We start from the raw sequence: 15,086 nt of genomic DNA, 5'->3' as shown, positions 1-15,086 counted from the left end.
GCTTCATGGCCAGTATCTGTTATTTTCTAATTTAAATTCAAATTGAATTTTAATTAGGCCTTGGCAAACAAAGGACTCATGGATGAAGAAGCAGTTGATTGTAGGGGTTGCCGTACTGCTGGTGGCCACAGCGGGTGTTTCCTGGTTTCTCCTTCGCCCCGAGAAGCAGAACGACCACCTCAAGCTCCATGGCAACGTCGACATTCGCCAGGTGTCCCTGGCGTTCGACGGCAGTGAGCGAATCGCCGCGCTGTATGCCGAAGAGGGCGACCTGGTGCAGCCAGGCCAGGTCCTGGCGGAACTCGACACACGCACACTGCGCCTGGAAATAAATCGCTCCAAGGCCAGGATCGGCGCCCAGGAACAGGCGCTGCTGCGCTTGAAAAATGGCACACGGCCTCAAGAGGTCGAGCAGTCCAAGGCACGTTTTGATGCCGCCCAGGCGCAAATGCAGCTGGCTCAACTGCACATGCAGCGCCTGCGCAGGATCGCCGACGACACCCAGGGCAAGGGCGTCAGCCAGCAACGCCTGGACCAGGCAGCCGCCCGCTTGCAAGTGGCCAAGGCCCAGTCGCAGGAGCAGCGCGAATCCTGGACCCTGGCCAAGATCGGCCCACGCAATGAAGACATCGCCCAGGCCACGGCCGACCTGCAAGCCTCCAGGGCCGACCTGGACCTGCTGGAACATTACCTGGCGCGCGCTCAGCTCAAGGCGCCGACCCAGGCCCGGATCCGCACGCGCCTGCTGGAGCCGGGGGATATGGCCTCGCCGCAGCGCCCGGTGTTTGCCCTGGCCCTGACCGACCCCAAGTGGGTACGGGCCTATGTCAACGAACGCCAGTTGGGCCACATACGTGCGGACCAGATGGCGCGGGTCTACACCGACAGCTTTCCTGACCAGGCCATCGACGGCAAAGTCGGCTACATCTCCTCGGTTGCCGAATTCACCCCCAAGTCGGTGGAAACGGAAGACCTGCGCACCAGCCTGGTCTACGAGATCCGGGTGCTGGTCAAGGACCCTGACGATCGCCTGCGGCTCGGTATGCCGGCGACCGTCTACCTTGACCAGGCACCGGTGGCCGGGGCCACGCCATGAGTGCGCCAGCGGTAACGGTTCAGGCTGTTGAACTGGTCAAGCGCTTTCGCAGTGGAACGCGAGAACAGTTGGCTCTGGAGCAGGTTTCTCTGGAGGTGCCCAGTGGCAAGTTGAGTGCCCTGGTGGGGCCGGACGGGGCCGGAAAAACCACCCTGTTGCGGATGATTGCCGGCTTGCTCAAGGCCGACGAAGGGCTGTTGAAGGTGCTGGGGCTGGACGTCGCCGCAGATCCGCAGCAGGTGCAGGACCTCATCAGCTACATGCCGCAGAAGTTCGGCCTGTACGAAGACCTGACGATCCAGGAAAACCTCGAACTCTACGCCGACCTGCATGGCGTGCGCGCCCAGCAGCGCGAGGAGCGCTTTTCCCGGTTGCTGCAGATGATGGACCTGACGCGTTTTCGCGACCGGCTGGCCGGACAGCTTTCCGGCGGCATGAAACAGAAACTGGGGCTGGCCTGTACCCTGGTCCGTTCACCGCAACTGTTGCTGCTGGACGAGCCCACCGTGGGGGTGGATCCGCTGTCGCGGCGGGAACTGTGGAGCATCATCGAACAACTGATCGAGCAGGAAAACCTCACGGTGCTGATCAGCACTGCCTACATGGACGAGGCCCAGCGTTGCGCCCAGGTCTTTGTGCTGTACCAGGGGCGGCTGATCGCCCAGGGGCCACCGGCGCAGTTGTGCCATCTGGCGCAGGGCCTGTGCTATGGCGTCGGCCCCGAGGCCGGCACCCCGGCCAGGCTGTTGCAGGCGCGCTTGCTTGACGACAATGAACACATCATCGATGCCGTGCCCGAAGGCGGCATGGTTCGCTTTATCCGCAGCGCCCAGGTGCCTCTGCAGGCCATTCCATCCCTGGCTGGCCAGGCCTCTCCCCAGGCGCTGGAGGCCCGCCTCGAAGATGGCTTCATGGTGTTGCTCCGGCAACAGGTTGGCAGTGTTGCAAGCCTGGACGAGCCGGCGCAGGCGCCCGCCAGCGACGGCCAGGGCGACGCTGCCTCTGGGCGTGCGGTGGTCATCGAGGTCCGCGACCTGGTGCGCAAGTTCGGGGACTTCACCGCGGTTGCCAGCACCTCGTTCGAGGTGTTGAAGGGCGAGATATTCGGCTTGCTGGGCCCCAACGGAGCCGGCAAGACCACCACGTTTCGCATGCTTTGCGGTTTGCTTCCCGCCTCCAGCGGGCACCTTGAGGTGGCCGGCGTCAACCTGCGCACCGCACGGGCGGCGGCGCGGCGCAAGATCGGCTACGTCTCGCAGAAGTTCGCCCTGTACGCGAACCTGTCGGCCCTGGAGAACCTGCGCTTCTTCGGCGGCGCCTATGGCCTGCACGGCGCGAAGCTGAAAGCGCGGGTGGCGTTGATGCTCGAACAGTTCGACCTCGACGAACACAAGCACCTGCGCAGCGGCGAGCTGCCCGGTGGCTACAAGCAGCGCCTGGCCATGGCGGTCGCGCTGCTGCACGAGCCGCAGATCCTGTTTCTCGACGAACCCACCAGCGGTATCGACCCCTTGGCCCGCCGGGCATTCTGGCGCCGTATCACCGCCCTGGCGCAAAGCGGCACGACGATCGTGATCACCACCCACTTCATGGAAGAGGCCGAGTACTGCGACCGTATCGTCATCCAAGATGCCGGACGGCTGCTGGCCCTGGGCACTCCGGAACAGGTACGCCACCAGGGCAGCGAGTCGCTTGCCGACATGAACAGCGCCTTCATTGCCGTGGTCGAGCGTGCTCGGGCCCAGGCCAGCGCCCCGGTGCAGTGAGGAATGACCATGACTGACTCCAATCGATCCGCCTCAGGGTTCAGGCGCAGGCTCATTGCGCTCACCCGAAAGGAGTTGCGCCAATTGATGCGTGACAAGAGCAACCTGGCGATAGGCATTGTCCTGCCCATCGTACTGATCCTGATATTTGGCTACGGCCTGTCCCTGGACATTCGCAACACGCCGCTGGCCGTGGTCCTGGAAGACAGCTCCCCCAGCGCCCGCAGCGTGGTGGCGAAGCTTGCGAGTTCGGACTACTTCTCGGTGGTCCAGGTGACCAGCATGGCCGAGGCCCGAGCGCTGATGGACAAGCGTCGGGTCGACGGCATCGTGCGCGTGCCGGCGGATTTTTCCAGGCGCCTCGAACAGCAGGATGCGCGCTTGCAATTGCTCCTGCATGGCGCCGATGCCAACAGCGCGGCGACCCTTGGACGCTATGTCAGGGGCGCGCTGAATGTCTGGCAACAGCAGCAGTTCGACCGCTCCCGGCAGCCCCAGTCGGCCGGTCGGGTGCTGGTCGTCGAACGCATGTGGTTCAACGCCGCCAACAGCAGTACCTGGTACCTGGTGCCCGGGCTCATCGCCCTGATCATGACCCTGGTGGGTGCCTTCCTGACCTCTCTGGTACTGGCCCGGGAGTGGGAGCGGGGCACGCTCGAATCACTGTTCGTCACCCCGGTCAGGTCGATCGAAATACTCCTGGCCAAGATCATTCCCTATTTCCTGGTGGGCCTGCTGGGCCTGGTGATGTGCCTGGTTTCGGCGCGGTTGCTGTTCGAGGTACCGATCCAGGGTTCGCTGGTGCTCCTGCTGTTGAGCTCCATGCTCTACCTGCTGGTCACCCTGGGCATTGGCCTGCTGATTTCGGCGAAGACACGCAACCAGTTCCTGGCCAGCCAGATCGCGATCATCTTCAGCTTCCTGCCGGCGCTGATGCTCTCGGGGTTCCTCTTCGATCTGCGCAATGTGCCGACGTTCATCCGCGTGGTGGGCTCGATCCTGCCGGCGACTTACTTCATGGAACTGGTCAAGACCCTGTTCCTGGCTGGCAACAACTGGCCATTGATCGCCAAGAACCTCGCAATCCTCGCGGCCTACGCCGTGTTCCTGTTGAACGCTGCACGCCTGTGCACCCGCAAGAAGCTGGATTGAAACCATGGACAAGCTGATGAATTTCCTACGCGAGTTGCTGTTCCTGTTTCAGAAGGAGTTCCTGGCCATCGTCAAGGACCCGGCCAACCGGGTGATCCTGATTGCCCCGGCGATCGTCCAGTCATTGCTGTTTGGCTACGGCGCCACCTACGACCTGAACTACGTGCCCTATGCCGTGCTGGATCAGAGCCAGGGGCGCGCTTCGACAGAGCTTTTGGCACGCTTCGATGCCTCCGGGGTATTTGCCCGAGTGTCGACCCTGACCAGCGTCGATGAGATCGCCCCGGTGATCGACCGGGGCAGTGCCTTGCTGGTGCTGCATATCGCCGCAGACTTCGACGAGCGCCTGAGCCGGCATGAAAACGCCGGCTTGCAGTTGATCCTGGATGGGCGTAACTCGACGACCGCGGGAATGGCGGCCGGGCATATCGCCAACCTGGTGGCTGACTTCAACCAGCAGTTCCTGGCGGTGGACAACGCGCCGGTACGCCTGGAGACCCGTGCCTGGTTCAACCCCAACCTGCAAACCCGCTGGAACATAGTGCCGGGCCTGATCGCCGCGCTGAGCATGATCCAGACCCTGATGCTGGCGGCGTTGTCGGTAGCCAGGGAGCGCGAGCAGGGCACCTTCGACCAACTGCTGGTGACTCCGCTGACGCCTTTCGTGATCCTGCTGGGCAAGGCCCTGCCGTCGGTACTGATCGGTCTCTTGCAGTCCAGCCTGATCCTCCTCATCGGCCTGTTCTGGTTCAAGATCCCCATGATCGGCTCCGTGCTGGACCTGTACCTGGGGCTGTTCGTCTTCACCAGCGCCTGCGTGGGCATCGGGCTGTCGATCTCGGCGCTGTCGGCCAACATGCAGCAGGCCATGGTGTACACCTTCGTGCTGATGATGCCGCTGATCCTGCTCTCCGGCCTGATCACCCCGGTGCACAGCATGCCCGAGGCCCTGCAACTGCTGACCTATCTCGATCCGCTGCGCTTTGCCATCGACCTGGTCAGGAGGATCTACCTGGAGGGGGCAACGCTGGCGGATGTGTCCTGGAACCTGGTGCCCATGCTTGCCGTTGCGCTGGTGACCCTGCCGCTGGCTGCGTGGCTGTTTCGCAATCGATTGGTGTGATAAGGAACGTCATGAAAACTACTCACTCTGGATACCTGCGTAATGGGCTGACGCTGGCCATGCTGCTGGCCATCACCGCCTGCACCGTCGGGCCCGATTTCAAGGCCCCGGCAGTTCCCAGCCCGGAACGCTGGACGGATTGGCACAGTGGTCCGCCAGCGTCTTCGGTGCCGGGCAAAGCCCCGGCGACCACCTCGCAAACCGCAGACGGCAACTGGTGGCAGGTGTTTGGCGACCCGGTGCTGGACCAGCTGCAGGCCCAGGTGCGCGAAGGCAGCCCGGACCTGCACACGGCCTTGCTGCGGTTTGCCCAGGTGCGGTTGCAACGCCAGATAGTCGCTTCCCTGGAAACGCCCGAAGTGTCCTTTTCCGCGGCGGCTTCGCGAAACCGGCAAAGCCGGTATGCGCCGAACAATCGAATGCTTGAAGCCTTGGGCAGCGACAGTGATGCCCTGGAAAAGGTGCTTACCGACCCTTATAGCCTGTACCAGGCCGGGTTCGACGTTTCATGGGAGCTGGATCTCTGGGGGCGGGTGTCACGCCTGGGTGAAGCCGCCCAGGCCGAGGTCGATGGTGCGGCCGCGACCCTGGACGACGTGTTGCTCAGTGTCTCCAGCGAGCTGGCGCGAAACTACTTCGAAGTGCGTACCGCACAGCGCCAGACCCGTCTTCTGGAGCAGGAGGCACAGATCCTGGCCGCGCACCTGCAAGTGGTTGCCGTCCAGGCCCGGGAGGGCGAGGAAGACGGGTTCGCGGTGGAACGCCAAGAGGCACGGCTGGCCTCGCTGCATGCACAGATACCGGGCTGGAAGACGCTGCACACCCAGGCGGGCAACCGTATTGCGCTGTTGCTGGGGGAGCATCCCGGAGCCCTGGAAACCTTGCTCGCGGAGCGGCCTGATAATGCCTTGAGCCGCCCGCTGCCCAACCTGCAGTTGGGCCTGCCTGGCGACCTGGCCCGGGAGCGTCCGGACATCCGCGCGGCCCAGGCCCGCTTGCACCGGGCGACGGCGGGCATCGGAGTGGCCGAGGCCGAACTGTACCCGAGCGTGATGCTGGGGGCCGACTTCGGCTTCGAATCCTACAAGAGCGGCCAGTTTGCCGACTGGAGCAGCCGCACCTGGTCGGTAGGGCCGCGCCTGGACCTGCCGCTGTTCGACCGTGGGCGGCGCAGCAAGACCGTGGTCCTGCGCACACTCGAACAGCAAGAGGCGGCCGTGGCATTTCACCGGACCGTACTGGCAGCCTGGCAGGAAGTGGACGATGCGATGAGCCGCTACCACAACGAATACCAGCGTGCCGCGCACCTCAAGGACAGCTATGACAGCAAGGCCCGCACCTATGAGTGGACCCGCGTCCGGTACGCGGCCGGGGAGGCCGGCTACCTGGAGGAACTGGAAGCGCAGCGCACCGTGCTGGAGGCGCAGCGCGACCTGGTCAATAGCGACAGTCAACTGCGTACTCACCTGATCAGCATTTACAAATCCATGGGTGGGCATTCCACCTGAGCCCCTGAAACGCTGCCTCTGGCAGCACTCCCCCCAGACCCACTTTCCTAACGGAATAGGAAGCCATGCAAATGGATGACCTCTACAAGATCGCGCTTTTTTCGTCCCTGATACTGGTAGTGCCGGGGCCCTCAAACACCTTGCTGCTGGCCTCGGGCTTCAAGTTCGGCGTGTTGCGCTCGCTGCCACTGGTGTTGATCGAAATGCTCGGCTACACCGTTTCGATCTGCACCTGGGGCTGGGGGCTTGTGCTGCTGTCCCACGACTACCCGTGGCTGATCCACCTGATCAAGCTGCTGTGCGCCTTGTACATAGCGGCGCTGGCCTTGAAGACCTGGAAGACCTCCACCACCGGAGCCCAGCACACCGAGCGCTTTGAGAGCTGGCCACGGCACCTGTTTATTGCGACCTTGCTCAACCCCAAGGGGCTGATCTTCGCCAGTGTGATCTTCCCGGCCAGCTCATTCGCCAGCCTGGGGGATTTCCTGCCGTCATTGAGCGCTTTCTTCCTGGCACTGGCGCCAATAGCCTTGCTCTGGGTCTCGCTGGGGGCGGGCATTCGAGCCCAATACCTGGGGCGGGTTTCTGGACCGCTGTTTTCCCGGGGCACCGCCGTCGTTCTGGCGCTGTTTTCCGCCACCCTCACTTACACCGTGGTTCGTGCGGTGTAGGTGTTTTTGCCGCGGCTTTCAGCGCCCAGGTGAGGCTGGGGCAATGGCGCTGCAGAGAGAGGCCCTTGTACCCCCCGTGTTCCAGCACCACTCTGTTGTCGACAACACCCGGGGGGCTCATTCCACGTAGCGCAGCCACAAATGGGTGCGACCGCGAACAGCCTCGACAACCGTTGAAACCACGGCTTGCCGGTTTTCCTCGGAGGTGTTGTAGAGCGCACAAAAATCGCTCGCCACCGCGCTGGCTACGCAAAGGTCGGCAGGCGCTGCACGCAGGAAGCAGAGGTAGGACGCGCCAACCCCATCACCCGGGATTTTGCTCGCCAGTGGGGCGGTTTTTGGGCAGGCGCGTACCCGCGGGCGCTGAGCGGTGGCCTTGATCCGATGAACAGGGCGTTTGGCGGATGTTAATCTGCGCCTCCCGGACAAACGGTGGGCCAGTGGATGCAGAGGATGTTGAGTGAAGCCGAGCTTCACAAGGTGCTGGAATCGATCGAAAGCGACTCCTGCCATGACCTGAATCTTCTGTATGACGGGATGCAGATAGACCGGTGTGCTCTTTTCAATCAAGTCGCCATGGCGGTGGCCCGGCTCTTTATCGAGGGGCAGCGCGACTTTCATTACGGCGATGCGGTCATGAATACCTTGTTCAGTGACATTGTTGATGTGTCCTTGAACGCTGACATGCCCGAGCCGGCCTTTTCCATCTACCTCGCGTTTGATGCCGGAGAGCATCGTCACCCAGGGGATGGGCAAGATGAATTGCCTTGGGAAAAGTGGACGCGGCCGGCGCTTGAACGGATTCTGCGCGCAGCCGATGAGGGGGCGTCGGCCGAGGTTTAGCCGACCTGGGTCGCGGCCAGAACCGCCGGCGAACTCACGCGGTTTCGCTACGGCTCCAGCATCAAGCGGCGCCAAAGGATCTGTGGCAGCGCGACAGCAGCGGCCGGCGCTTGCGGCTCCGGCCTCTCCGGTGCCTGGGCTGACGTTGCCTCGCTGGGCCCAGGCGCTCTTGTCGACTCGGTCGGGTCATCGGTAGGTGGTGTGGTCATTTGATCCTGACCACCACCTTGCCCTTGGTTCGTCCCTGCTCGACGTACTGCAAGGCCTCTGCCGTCGATTCGAAACTGAAGCTGCGATCAACCACAGGTTTGATGATTCCGGCCTCGATCAGCGCGGTGATCTGTTGCAGCTGGGCGCCATCGGCCCGCATGAACACAAAGGCGTAGCGGATGTCCCGCTGGCGCGCCTTGCGCCGGATACCCAGGCTCAAAAGCCGCATGACCTGCTGCAACGGCCAGGCCAGCCCTTGCTCCTGGGCGAATTGCACCGTGGGTGGCCCGGAGATGGAAATCAGCTGTCCGCCGGGCTTGAGGACCTTGAGGGACTTTTCCAGTACGTCGCTGCCCAGGCTGTTCAACACCAGGTCGTAGCCATGCAAGAGGCTTTCGAAGTTCTGCTGCTTGTAGTCGATTACCTGATCGGCGCCCAGGGCTTTGACCCATTCGACATTCGCCGTGCTGGTGGTGGTCGCGACGAAAGCGCCGAGGTGTTTGGCCAGCTGGATGGCAAGGGTGCCGACACCGCCTGCGCCTGCGTGGATCAGCACTTTCTGGCCCTTTTTCAGTTGGGCGGTTTCCACCAGCACTTGCCAGGCGGTGAGTGCGACCAAGGGGATCGACGCGGCCTCGGTCATGGTGGTGTTGGCAGGTTTCAGGGCGATTGCGTTTTCGTTCACGGCGATCCACTGGGCGAACGTCCCGATCCGTGTTTCAGGCGGGCGCGCGTAGACTTCGTCTCCCGGTTTGAAGCGTTGCACTTGGGGGCCAACTTCAACCACGACGCCCGCCAGGTCATTGCCCAGTACCAGCGGCAATGCATAGGGCAGGATCAGCTTGAATTCGCCGTTGCGGATCTTCGAGTCCAGCACGTTGACGCTGCTGGCGTGGACCTCGATCAACACGTCGTGGGCACCCAGCGTGGGCGTGGGCGCTTCGCCCATGCGCCCACTGTTCTTGCCATAGCGATCAATTAGAAAGGCTTTCATCGTGGTGCGGCTCTTGTCGGTTGGAATAGGTGTGGGCGGTGCTTGGGTGGGGTTGTTGTCATGGGGCTCTGTCGTCAAGGAACGCCCGGACCTTGGCCACGAAGTCCGCGTGGTACTGGAAAATGCCGCCGTGCCCGGCGTCCTCATACATCACTAGCTGTGCGTTGGGGACACGCTTGGCCAGGGCATGGGAGTTGGCGCTGGGAACCATGATGTCGTTGTCGCCATTGACGATCAGCGTCGGCGCCCGCAAGCGCCCGAGATCCTGCGGCGCCTGTCTGCCCCACGCGGTGATGGCTTGCAGTTGGCGCAGGAAAGCGCCGGGCGTTGGGCCCTTGTCGCGATGCTTGCTGCGGGCTTTCAGGCGTTGCAGATATTCCGAGGCGGCTCGACGACCATGGGGCGTCGAGGTAAAGAACAGGTAGTACTTGGGATCGCGCAAGGTCAGCAAGCCTTTGAGCATCAAGGGCCAGGTCACCGAGCCGACCTTGTCGATACCGATGCCGCCGGCCGGTCCGGTGCCGGTGAGAATCAAGCGGTGCACCAATTGGGGGGCTTGCAGGGCGATGTCCTGAGCGACGAAGCCGCCGAGTGAGAAGCCCAGGATATCGACGCTCTTGAACCCCAGGGCCTGTATCAGCTCAATGGCGTCTTGCGCCATGTCGCCGACCGTCAGGGGGGCGGTTCCACCCGAGCCGCCGATGCCGCGATAGTCGGTGGTGATGACTCGCCGGGTCTGTGCCAGCCCATCGATGATTGCCGGGTCGAAGTTGTCCAGCACCGCGCCCCAGTGGTTAAACAGCACCAGGGGCATGCCGCCCGCGGGTCCGGTATCGCGATAGGCGAAGGGAATGCCCCTGACCATGATCGACTGGTTCGCCGCGTTGATGAACGACGTCTGCAAAGCCGGGGGGAAGGTTGTCTGCGTTGGATTCATTGCTACTCCGAACAGCGGACCGGATTCGTCGCAGTGCCTGCCGCGAATCCGCCGCGAATGCTCGCTACCTGAAGTTCACTCTTGGGTCTGGTAACGCTGGGCAACCTCGGATTGACGGATGTGCCCCAGCAGGCCTTGACGTGCGCTCTGCAGGTCATCCCAGGGTTCAGCCTGTTGCAGTGGCGGGATGGTCACCGGTTCGCGCCGATCGAAACCGACCAGTGCGGCATCCACCAGATCGCCCACTTCCATGATTTCGTCCAGGGTATTGATGTCGACGCCGGAGCGGTCCCAGATTTCCGTGCGGGTGGCGGCCGGCAGCACGGCCTGCACGTACACGCCCCGGGGCGACAGTTCCAGGCTCAGGCCCTGGGACAGGAACAGCACGAAAGCCTTGGTTGCACCATAGACCGTCATGCCGAACTCCGGCGCCAGGCCCACCACCGAACCGATGTTGATGATCGCGCCGTCACCGGCTTTGGCCAGGCGCGGGGCAATGGCACTGGCCAGGCGCACCAGTGCCGTGGTGTTGAGGGCAACCAGTTGCGCAACGCTGTCGGTGCTTTGCTCGATGAAGTTGCCGGACAGCGCGGCGCCGGCGTTATTGATGAGGATGCCGATACGGGCGTCGTCGCGCAGGCGGCTTTCAACGGTTGTCAGATCGCTGAGTTGGGTCAAATCCGCTTTCATCACCTCGACGGCGACCCCGTGTTCGCCGCGCAGTCGGGCTGCAAGTGCGTCCAGGCGTGCCCGGTCGCGGGCAACCAGGACCAGATCATGGCCACGTTGCGCGAAGCGCTCGGCGTAGATGGCTCCGATGCCAGTGGAGGCGCCAGTGATGAGAACGGTAGGGCGTGAGCTCATGGGGTTATCTCTCTTTCGTAATGGGTGAAAACGGACAGCTCGGTTTCTGCTTGCTCAGCTTGCGCTGGCGCTCGATTCAACCAGCGTCGGGTAGTCGATGTAGCCCGCCGCGCCGCCGCCGTAGAGGGTGGCGGGATTGAATGCGGACAAGGCGGCGCCGGTCTTGAGGCGCTCCACCAGATCCGGGTTGCCGATGAACGGGCGACCGAACGCGATCAGATCGGCCTGGTCTTCGGCGAGCCGTGAGGTTGCCAGCTCCAGGTCATAGCCGTTGTTGGCGATGTAGGTGTTTTTGAAACGCTGGCGCAGGGCGGTGAAATCCAATGGCGCCACGTCACGTGGGCCACCGGTCGCGCCTTCGACCATGTGCAGGTAAACGACGTCGAGGGCGTCGAGTTGATCGACGACGTAATTGAATTGCGCCTGCGGATTGCTGCTGGAGACACCGTTGGCCGGCGACACCGGCGACAAGCGCACCCCGGTGCGATCCGCGCCGATTTCATTGACCACGGCAGCGGTGACTTCGAGCAACAGACGCGCACGATTTTCAATCGAGCCGCCGTAAGCATCGGTGCGTACGTTGGCGCTGTCCTTGAGGAACTGATCCAGCAAATAGCCGTTCGCGCCGTGAATTTCCACGCCATCGAACCCGGCAGCGATAGCGTTTGCCGCGGCCTGGCGGAAATCGGCGACGATCCCCGGCAGTTCGTTGATGTCCAGTGCGCGGGGCTCGCAGGCGTCTTCAAAGCGGTTATTGACGAACACCTTGGTGGCCGCACGCAGCGCGGAAGGGGCCACGGGGGCGGCGCCGTTTTCTTGCAGATCAACGTGGGACACGCGGCCGACATGCCACAGTTGCACAAAGATCTTTGCGCCCTTGGCGTGGACGGCGTCGGTCACCGTGCGCCAGCCATCAATCTGCGCCTGGGTGTAGATCCCGGGGGTGTCCTGATAGCCCTGGCCCTGCTGGGAAATCTGCGTGGCTTCGCTGATCAGCAAGCCTGCGCTAGCGCGTTGGCTGTAATAGGTGGCGGCGAATTCGCTGGGAACAAAGCCTGCGCCCGCGCGGTTGCGGGTCAGTGGCGCGAGGACGATGCGGTTCGCCAGCGTGAGGGCGCCAAGGGTGTAAGGGGTGAACAGATTCTGATCGGTCATCTGGTGTCTCTTCCGTGCCCGTGGGTGGAGGTCGGTGGTGCGTGCAATTAGGATGATGATCGAAATCTAAACTGTCAACGGTTTTGATTATGATCGACATCTATGTATGATTGGGCCGATGATTTCCCAATGAACATGAGGTATTGCACGTGAGAGTGAGCAAGGCCCAGGCGCAGGCCAATCGAGAGCACATCGTTGAAACGGCCTCAGAGTTGTTCCGTGAGCGCGGCTTCGACGGTGTGGGTGTGTCGGATCTGATGGCGGCGGCCGGTTTCACCCACGGCGGCTTCTACAAGCATTTCGGCTCGAAGGCCGACCTCATGGCCGAGGCCTCGGCCTGCAGCCTTGCCAAGTCGCTGGCAGGCGTGCAGGCGCTGGATGTGCCTGGCTTCATCGACGTCTATGTGACCAGAGAACATCGCGACGGACGTGGCAGCGGTTGCACCATGGCCGCGTTGTGTGGCGATGCGGCGCGCCAATCGGATGATGTGAAAGCGACGTTTGCCGAAGGGGTCGAACACACCCTGCAAACCCTGGGGGACAAATACCCGACCCGGCCGGATGCCGCTCCGGAGGAGGGCAGGCGGAAAATGATCGACCTGCTGTCCCGTGCGGTGGGTGCGATTATGTTGTCGCGTGCCTGCCCGGATGATTCCGCGCTGGCGGATGAGATTCTTGAGGTGTGCCGCGCTGAGATGTTTGCGTCGTTGCCGGTTGATAAAGGCAAGCCGGCATAAAGGGGGGCATGCCAGGGTTGTGCGCTTGCGGTCGTTGAGCGCACGTCGGCGTCAATTATGATTTGAAACGTGCCTCGGATCTGCCTGGGCGCACACCAGTGTCAAATTCTTCCTTCACCTTGACTGACGATTCGGCATTTCCAAGATCAGCCTCAATGGGGCCAATGCAACCCCAACAGTCACCGCCACAATCGACTGAAAGCGGATCGTCTTTGAGGCCCAGTTTTCGACCACATATACCGCACATGTCTGACATGCCTAGATCCTTGCTCAGCCAACCTCAATCGTCTTTTCTCCGAGCGTCATTCCACGTAGCGCAGCCACAAATGGGTGCGACCGCGAACAGCCTCGACAACCGTTGAAACCACGGCTTGCCGGTCCTCCTCGGGGGTGTTGTAGAGCGCACAAAAATCGCTCGCCACCGCGCTGGCGACGCAAAGGTCAGCAGGCGCTGCACGCAGGAAACCGAGGTAAGACGCGCCCACCCCGATCAACTCATAGCCATGGGCCTGGGCGAAATGGCGGGCCACCGCAAAGTTTTGCGCGGGGCCCAGGTCGCAACTGAAGTAGCCGTTGGGAAAAGCGGCGAGCGCCTGACAGGACTGCTCGACGGGCACCAGGAGTGCCGAGAGGGGTTGGTCGAGCAGTGATACAGGGTTTTGCTGATAGTCCACCCATTCGCGCAGGGCTGGCTCATCAAGGGTCAGGCCGTGGGCGCAAGCGTCTTCGAACGAGCTGCCCGCCACCAGGTCAGTGAAGTTGCGCAAGCAGATCGCGAACTCGGCCTTGGTGGTGGGGTAGCCCAGGTATTCACCCTGTTCGAAGCACTCTGCAGGTAGCTGGGCGATCTCCTGCTCCGAGGCATCGTCCAGCCCCAGGTTGTTGCGGGCATGCCCGGAGGTGTAGCGGGCCTGGGGCAGATCATCCAGCGAGAGAAGGGGCTGGAAACCCGGGTGGTCGCCAGCGATCTTGCGGTAGGCGTCGATCAGCTCATCCAGGCTGGAAATGGCGCTCAGGCTGTATTCATCGCAGGTGCCAGCGGCGGGGTTGCCAGGCATTGCGTTACCGCGAAATTGGATATCCATCGAATGGCTACCGGCTCCATGTGGGTGTTCAGACGAATGAGCAACGCTCGGTCGAACGTACGTGAGCCTGCTGGTGCTCTCGCTGTTCGTGCCAGGCCTGTGAGTTCATTCCAGGCCCGGGGCCTAGCTTAAAGAGAGCACATCCTGCCTGGGCATGAAGAAGCGTGCAAAGAGTTCGGACTGTGACTTGATGTTCAACTTGGCGTAGATGTTGCGGCGGTGCACTTTGATCGTCTCTGTGGAGAGGGAGAGCTTTCCTGCGATTTCCTTGTTGGAAAAGCCACTGAGCAGCAGCCTGAGCACATCACTTTCCCGCGTGGTTATCTGGCTACCAAACTGGGTGATCGTCTCCGGCCATTGCGGCGGTTCGCTGAGGCTTTTTTCCACATCGACTTCGAAGCACATGCGCTGATGCATGAGTGCCGTGACCCACGGCTTGATGATGTCCAGCATGGTGATGTGTTCCTGGCTGAAATGGGCGTTGCTGCCAATGGAAATGCACAGTGTTCTGTCAGCATCGAGCTGGATGTTGTATTGCACTTCATCTACGCAAATATATTGTGCAAAGTACTTGTGGTAGTACTCGGTTTCAACAAAGTACTCCGGCGCTATATCCAGTAGATGAAAGAAGCCGCTCTGCGGGTTTTCCCGGTTGGCGATATAGAAGGGGTCCAGCAAATACAGGCCTTTTACATAGAGGTGAATGAACGCATCCACTTCTTCTGCATCTGCCACCTCGGGCAGGCTGACAACTTGCACTTGTTGATTGCTGAAGATCAAAACCACCCAGTTATCAATCTGCACATATTCATTGAGTGTGCGGATAAGTGAGCTCCAGAACTCTGGGCGATTCAACTGCAGAATCAGTTTTCCAATCGAACGGTGCCAGGCCAGGCTATGAAGATCGAGTGGCATTTTCTACCCCTTTAGGGTTAGGGAATGGTC

General features: G+C 62.0%; 14 protein-coding genes. 7 read left to right on the top strand and 7 right to left on the bottom strand.

The genetic code is table 11. The features are described 5' to 3' along the window. Positions 1-82 precede the first annotated feature (82 nt). From AC1RCO_RS06820 to AC1RCO_RS06795, 6 genes are all read left to right on the top strand, one after another. Positions 83-1,096 (top strand): HlyD family secretion protein, encoded by a 1,014-nt coding sequence (locus tag AC1RCO_RS06820; protein ID WP_011061087.1) that lies wholly within the window; start codon positions 83-85, stop codon positions 1,094-1,096. Next, positions 1,093-2,862, top strand: coding sequence for an ATP-binding cassette domain-containing protein (locus tag AC1RCO_RS06815; RefSeq protein WP_041117996.1), 1,770 nt, complete (start codon positions 1,093-1,095; stop codon positions 2,860-2,862). Before AC1RCO_RS06820 ends, AC1RCO_RS06815 begins: the two co-directional genes overlap by 4 nt. A 3-nt stretch (positions 2,863-2,865) precedes the next feature. After that, complete coding sequence (locus tag AC1RCO_RS06810; protein WP_011061089.1) at positions 2,866-4,014, top strand: ABC transporter permease; 1,149 nt, start codon at positions 2,866-2,868, stop codon at positions 4,012-4,014. 4 nt (positions 4,015-4,018) lie between these two features. After that, the gene (locus AC1RCO_RS06805; protein WP_011061090.1) at positions 4,019-5,137 is read left to right on the top strand and encodes an ABC transporter permease; all 1,119 of its coding nucleotides are present in this window, start codon (positions 4,019-4,021) and stop codon (positions 5,135-5,137) included. 11 nt (positions 5,138-5,148) lie between these two features. Continuing rightward, positions 5,149-6,645 carry an efflux transporter outer membrane subunit gene (locus AC1RCO_RS06800; protein ID WP_220224312.1) on the top strand — a complete coding sequence of 499 codons (1,497 nt, stop codon included), beginning with the start codon at positions 5,149-5,151 and terminating at the stop codon, positions 6,643-6,645. Positions 6,646-6,716: 71 nt separating this feature from the next. Next, entirely contained in the window at positions 6,717-7,316 is a 600-nt protein-coding gene (locus AC1RCO_RS06795; RefSeq protein ID WP_174394776.1) for a LysE family translocator, read from the top strand. A gap of 117 nt (positions 7,317-7,433) precedes the next feature. Here AC1RCO_RS06795 and AC1RCO_RS06790 read toward each other — a convergent pair whose 3' ends face one another. The 5 genes from AC1RCO_RS06790 to AC1RCO_RS06770 all read right to left on the bottom strand — a co-directional run bounded on the left by AC1RCO_RS06790 (position 7,434) and on the right by AC1RCO_RS06770 (position 12,319). After that, positions 7,434-8,072, bottom strand: a complete 639-nt coding sequence (locus AC1RCO_RS06790; protein WP_258571660.1) for a hypothetical protein — start codon at positions 8,070-8,072, stop codon at positions 7,434-7,436. 292 nt (positions 8,073-8,364) lie between these two features. Further along, complete coding sequence (locus AC1RCO_RS06785) at positions 8,365-9,363, bottom strand: NADP-dependent oxidoreductase (protein ID WP_492583435.1); 999 nt, start codon at positions 9,361-9,363, stop codon at positions 8,365-8,367. 58 nt (positions 9,364-9,421) lie between these two features. Further along, the gene (locus AC1RCO_RS06780) at positions 9,422-10,300 is read right to left on the bottom strand and encodes an alpha/beta fold hydrolase (RefSeq protein ID WP_492617556.1); all 879 of its coding nucleotides are present in this window, start codon (positions 10,298-10,300) and stop codon (positions 9,422-9,424) included. Positions 10,301-10,375: 75 nt separating this feature from the next. Continuing rightward, a complete protein-coding gene (locus AC1RCO_RS06775; RefSeq protein ID WP_492617555.1) occupies positions 10,376-11,164 on the bottom strand; it encodes an SDR family NAD(P)-dependent oxidoreductase in 789 nt (262 codons plus the stop codon). Positions 11,165-11,218: 54 nt separating this feature from the next. Further along, complete coding sequence (locus AC1RCO_RS06770; RefSeq protein WP_492617554.1) at positions 11,219-12,319, bottom strand: alkene reductase; 1,101 nt, start codon at positions 12,317-12,319, stop codon at positions 11,219-11,221. A gap of 149 nt (positions 12,320-12,468) precedes the next feature. On the opposite strand from AC1RCO_RS06770, the gene AC1RCO_RS06765 reads away from it, so the two are divergent. Beyond that, positions 12,469-13,056 carry a TetR/AcrR family transcriptional regulator gene (locus AC1RCO_RS06765; protein WP_026020161.1) on the top strand — a complete coding sequence of 196 codons (588 nt, stop codon included), beginning with the start codon at positions 12,469-12,471 and terminating at the stop codon, positions 13,054-13,056. 302 nt (positions 13,057-13,358) lie between these two features. Here AC1RCO_RS06765 and AC1RCO_RS06760 read toward each other — a convergent pair whose 3' ends face one another. Together AC1RCO_RS06760 and AC1RCO_RS06755 are read right to left on the bottom strand one after the other, a co-directional pair. Then, a complete protein-coding gene (locus tag AC1RCO_RS06760; RefSeq protein ID WP_401260003.1) occupies positions 13,359-14,141 on the bottom strand; it encodes a hypothetical protein in 783 nt (260 codons plus the stop codon). A gap of 123 nt (positions 14,142-14,264) precedes the next feature. Beyond that, positions 14,265-15,056: a helix-turn-helix domain-containing protein gene (locus tag AC1RCO_RS06755; protein WP_492617553.1), complete on the bottom strand. Its 792-nt coding sequence runs from the start codon at positions 15,054-15,056 to the stop codon at positions 14,265-14,267. Between the last annotated feature and the right edge of the window lie 30 nt (positions 15,057-15,086).

It is taken from the genome of Pseudomonas sp. GW823-FHT03E05 (genome assembly GCF_058796855.1).
The sequence above is the reverse complement of the archived record's forward strand: the minus strand, read 5'-3'. Positions and strand labels throughout refer to the sequence as shown.

Coding starts and splice junctions, on each gene's coding strand:
- AC1RCO_RS06780 (WP_492617556.1), bottom strand. CDS start 10,300: ATGAATCCAACGCAGACAACCTTCCCCCCGGCTTTGCAGACGTCGTTC.
- AC1RCO_RS06815 (WP_041117996.1), top strand. CDS start 1,093: ATGAGTGCGCCAGCGGTAACGGTTCAGGCTGTTGAACTGGTCAAGCGC.
- AC1RCO_RS06775 (WP_492617555.1), bottom strand. CDS start 11,164: ATGAGCTCACGCCCTACCGTTCTCATCACTGGCGCCTCCACTGGCATC.
- AC1RCO_RS06810 (WP_011061089.1), top strand. CDS start 2,866: ATGACCATGACTGACTCCAATCGATCCGCCTCAGGGTTCAGGCGCAGG.
- AC1RCO_RS06760 (WP_401260003.1), bottom strand. CDS start 14,141: ATGGATATCCAATTTCGCGGTAACGCAATGCCTGGCAACCCCGCCGCT.
- AC1RCO_RS06785 (WP_492583435.1), bottom strand. CDS start 9,363: ATGAAAGCCTTTCTAATTGATCGCTATGGCAAGAACAGTGGGCGCATG.
- AC1RCO_RS06755 (WP_492617553.1), bottom strand. CDS start 15,056: ATGCCACTCGATCTTCATAGCCTGGCCTGGCACCGTTCGATTGGAAAA.
- AC1RCO_RS06770 (WP_492617554.1), bottom strand. CDS start 12,319: ATGACCGATCAGAATCTGTTCACCCCTTACACCCTTGGCGCCCTCACG.
- AC1RCO_RS06800 (WP_220224312.1), top strand. CDS start 5,149: ATGAAAACTACTCACTCTGGATACCTGCGTAATGGGCTGACGCTGGCC.
- AC1RCO_RS06795 (WP_174394776.1), top strand. CDS start 6,717: ATGGATGACCTCTACAAGATCGCGCTTTTTTCGTCCCTGATACTGGTA.
- AC1RCO_RS06820 (WP_011061087.1), top strand. CDS start 83: ATGAAGAAGCAGTTGATTGTAGGGGTTGCCGTACTGCTGGTGGCCACA.
- AC1RCO_RS06805 (WP_011061090.1), top strand. CDS start 4,019: ATGGACAAGCTGATGAATTTCCTACGCGAGTTGCTGTTCCTGTTTCAG.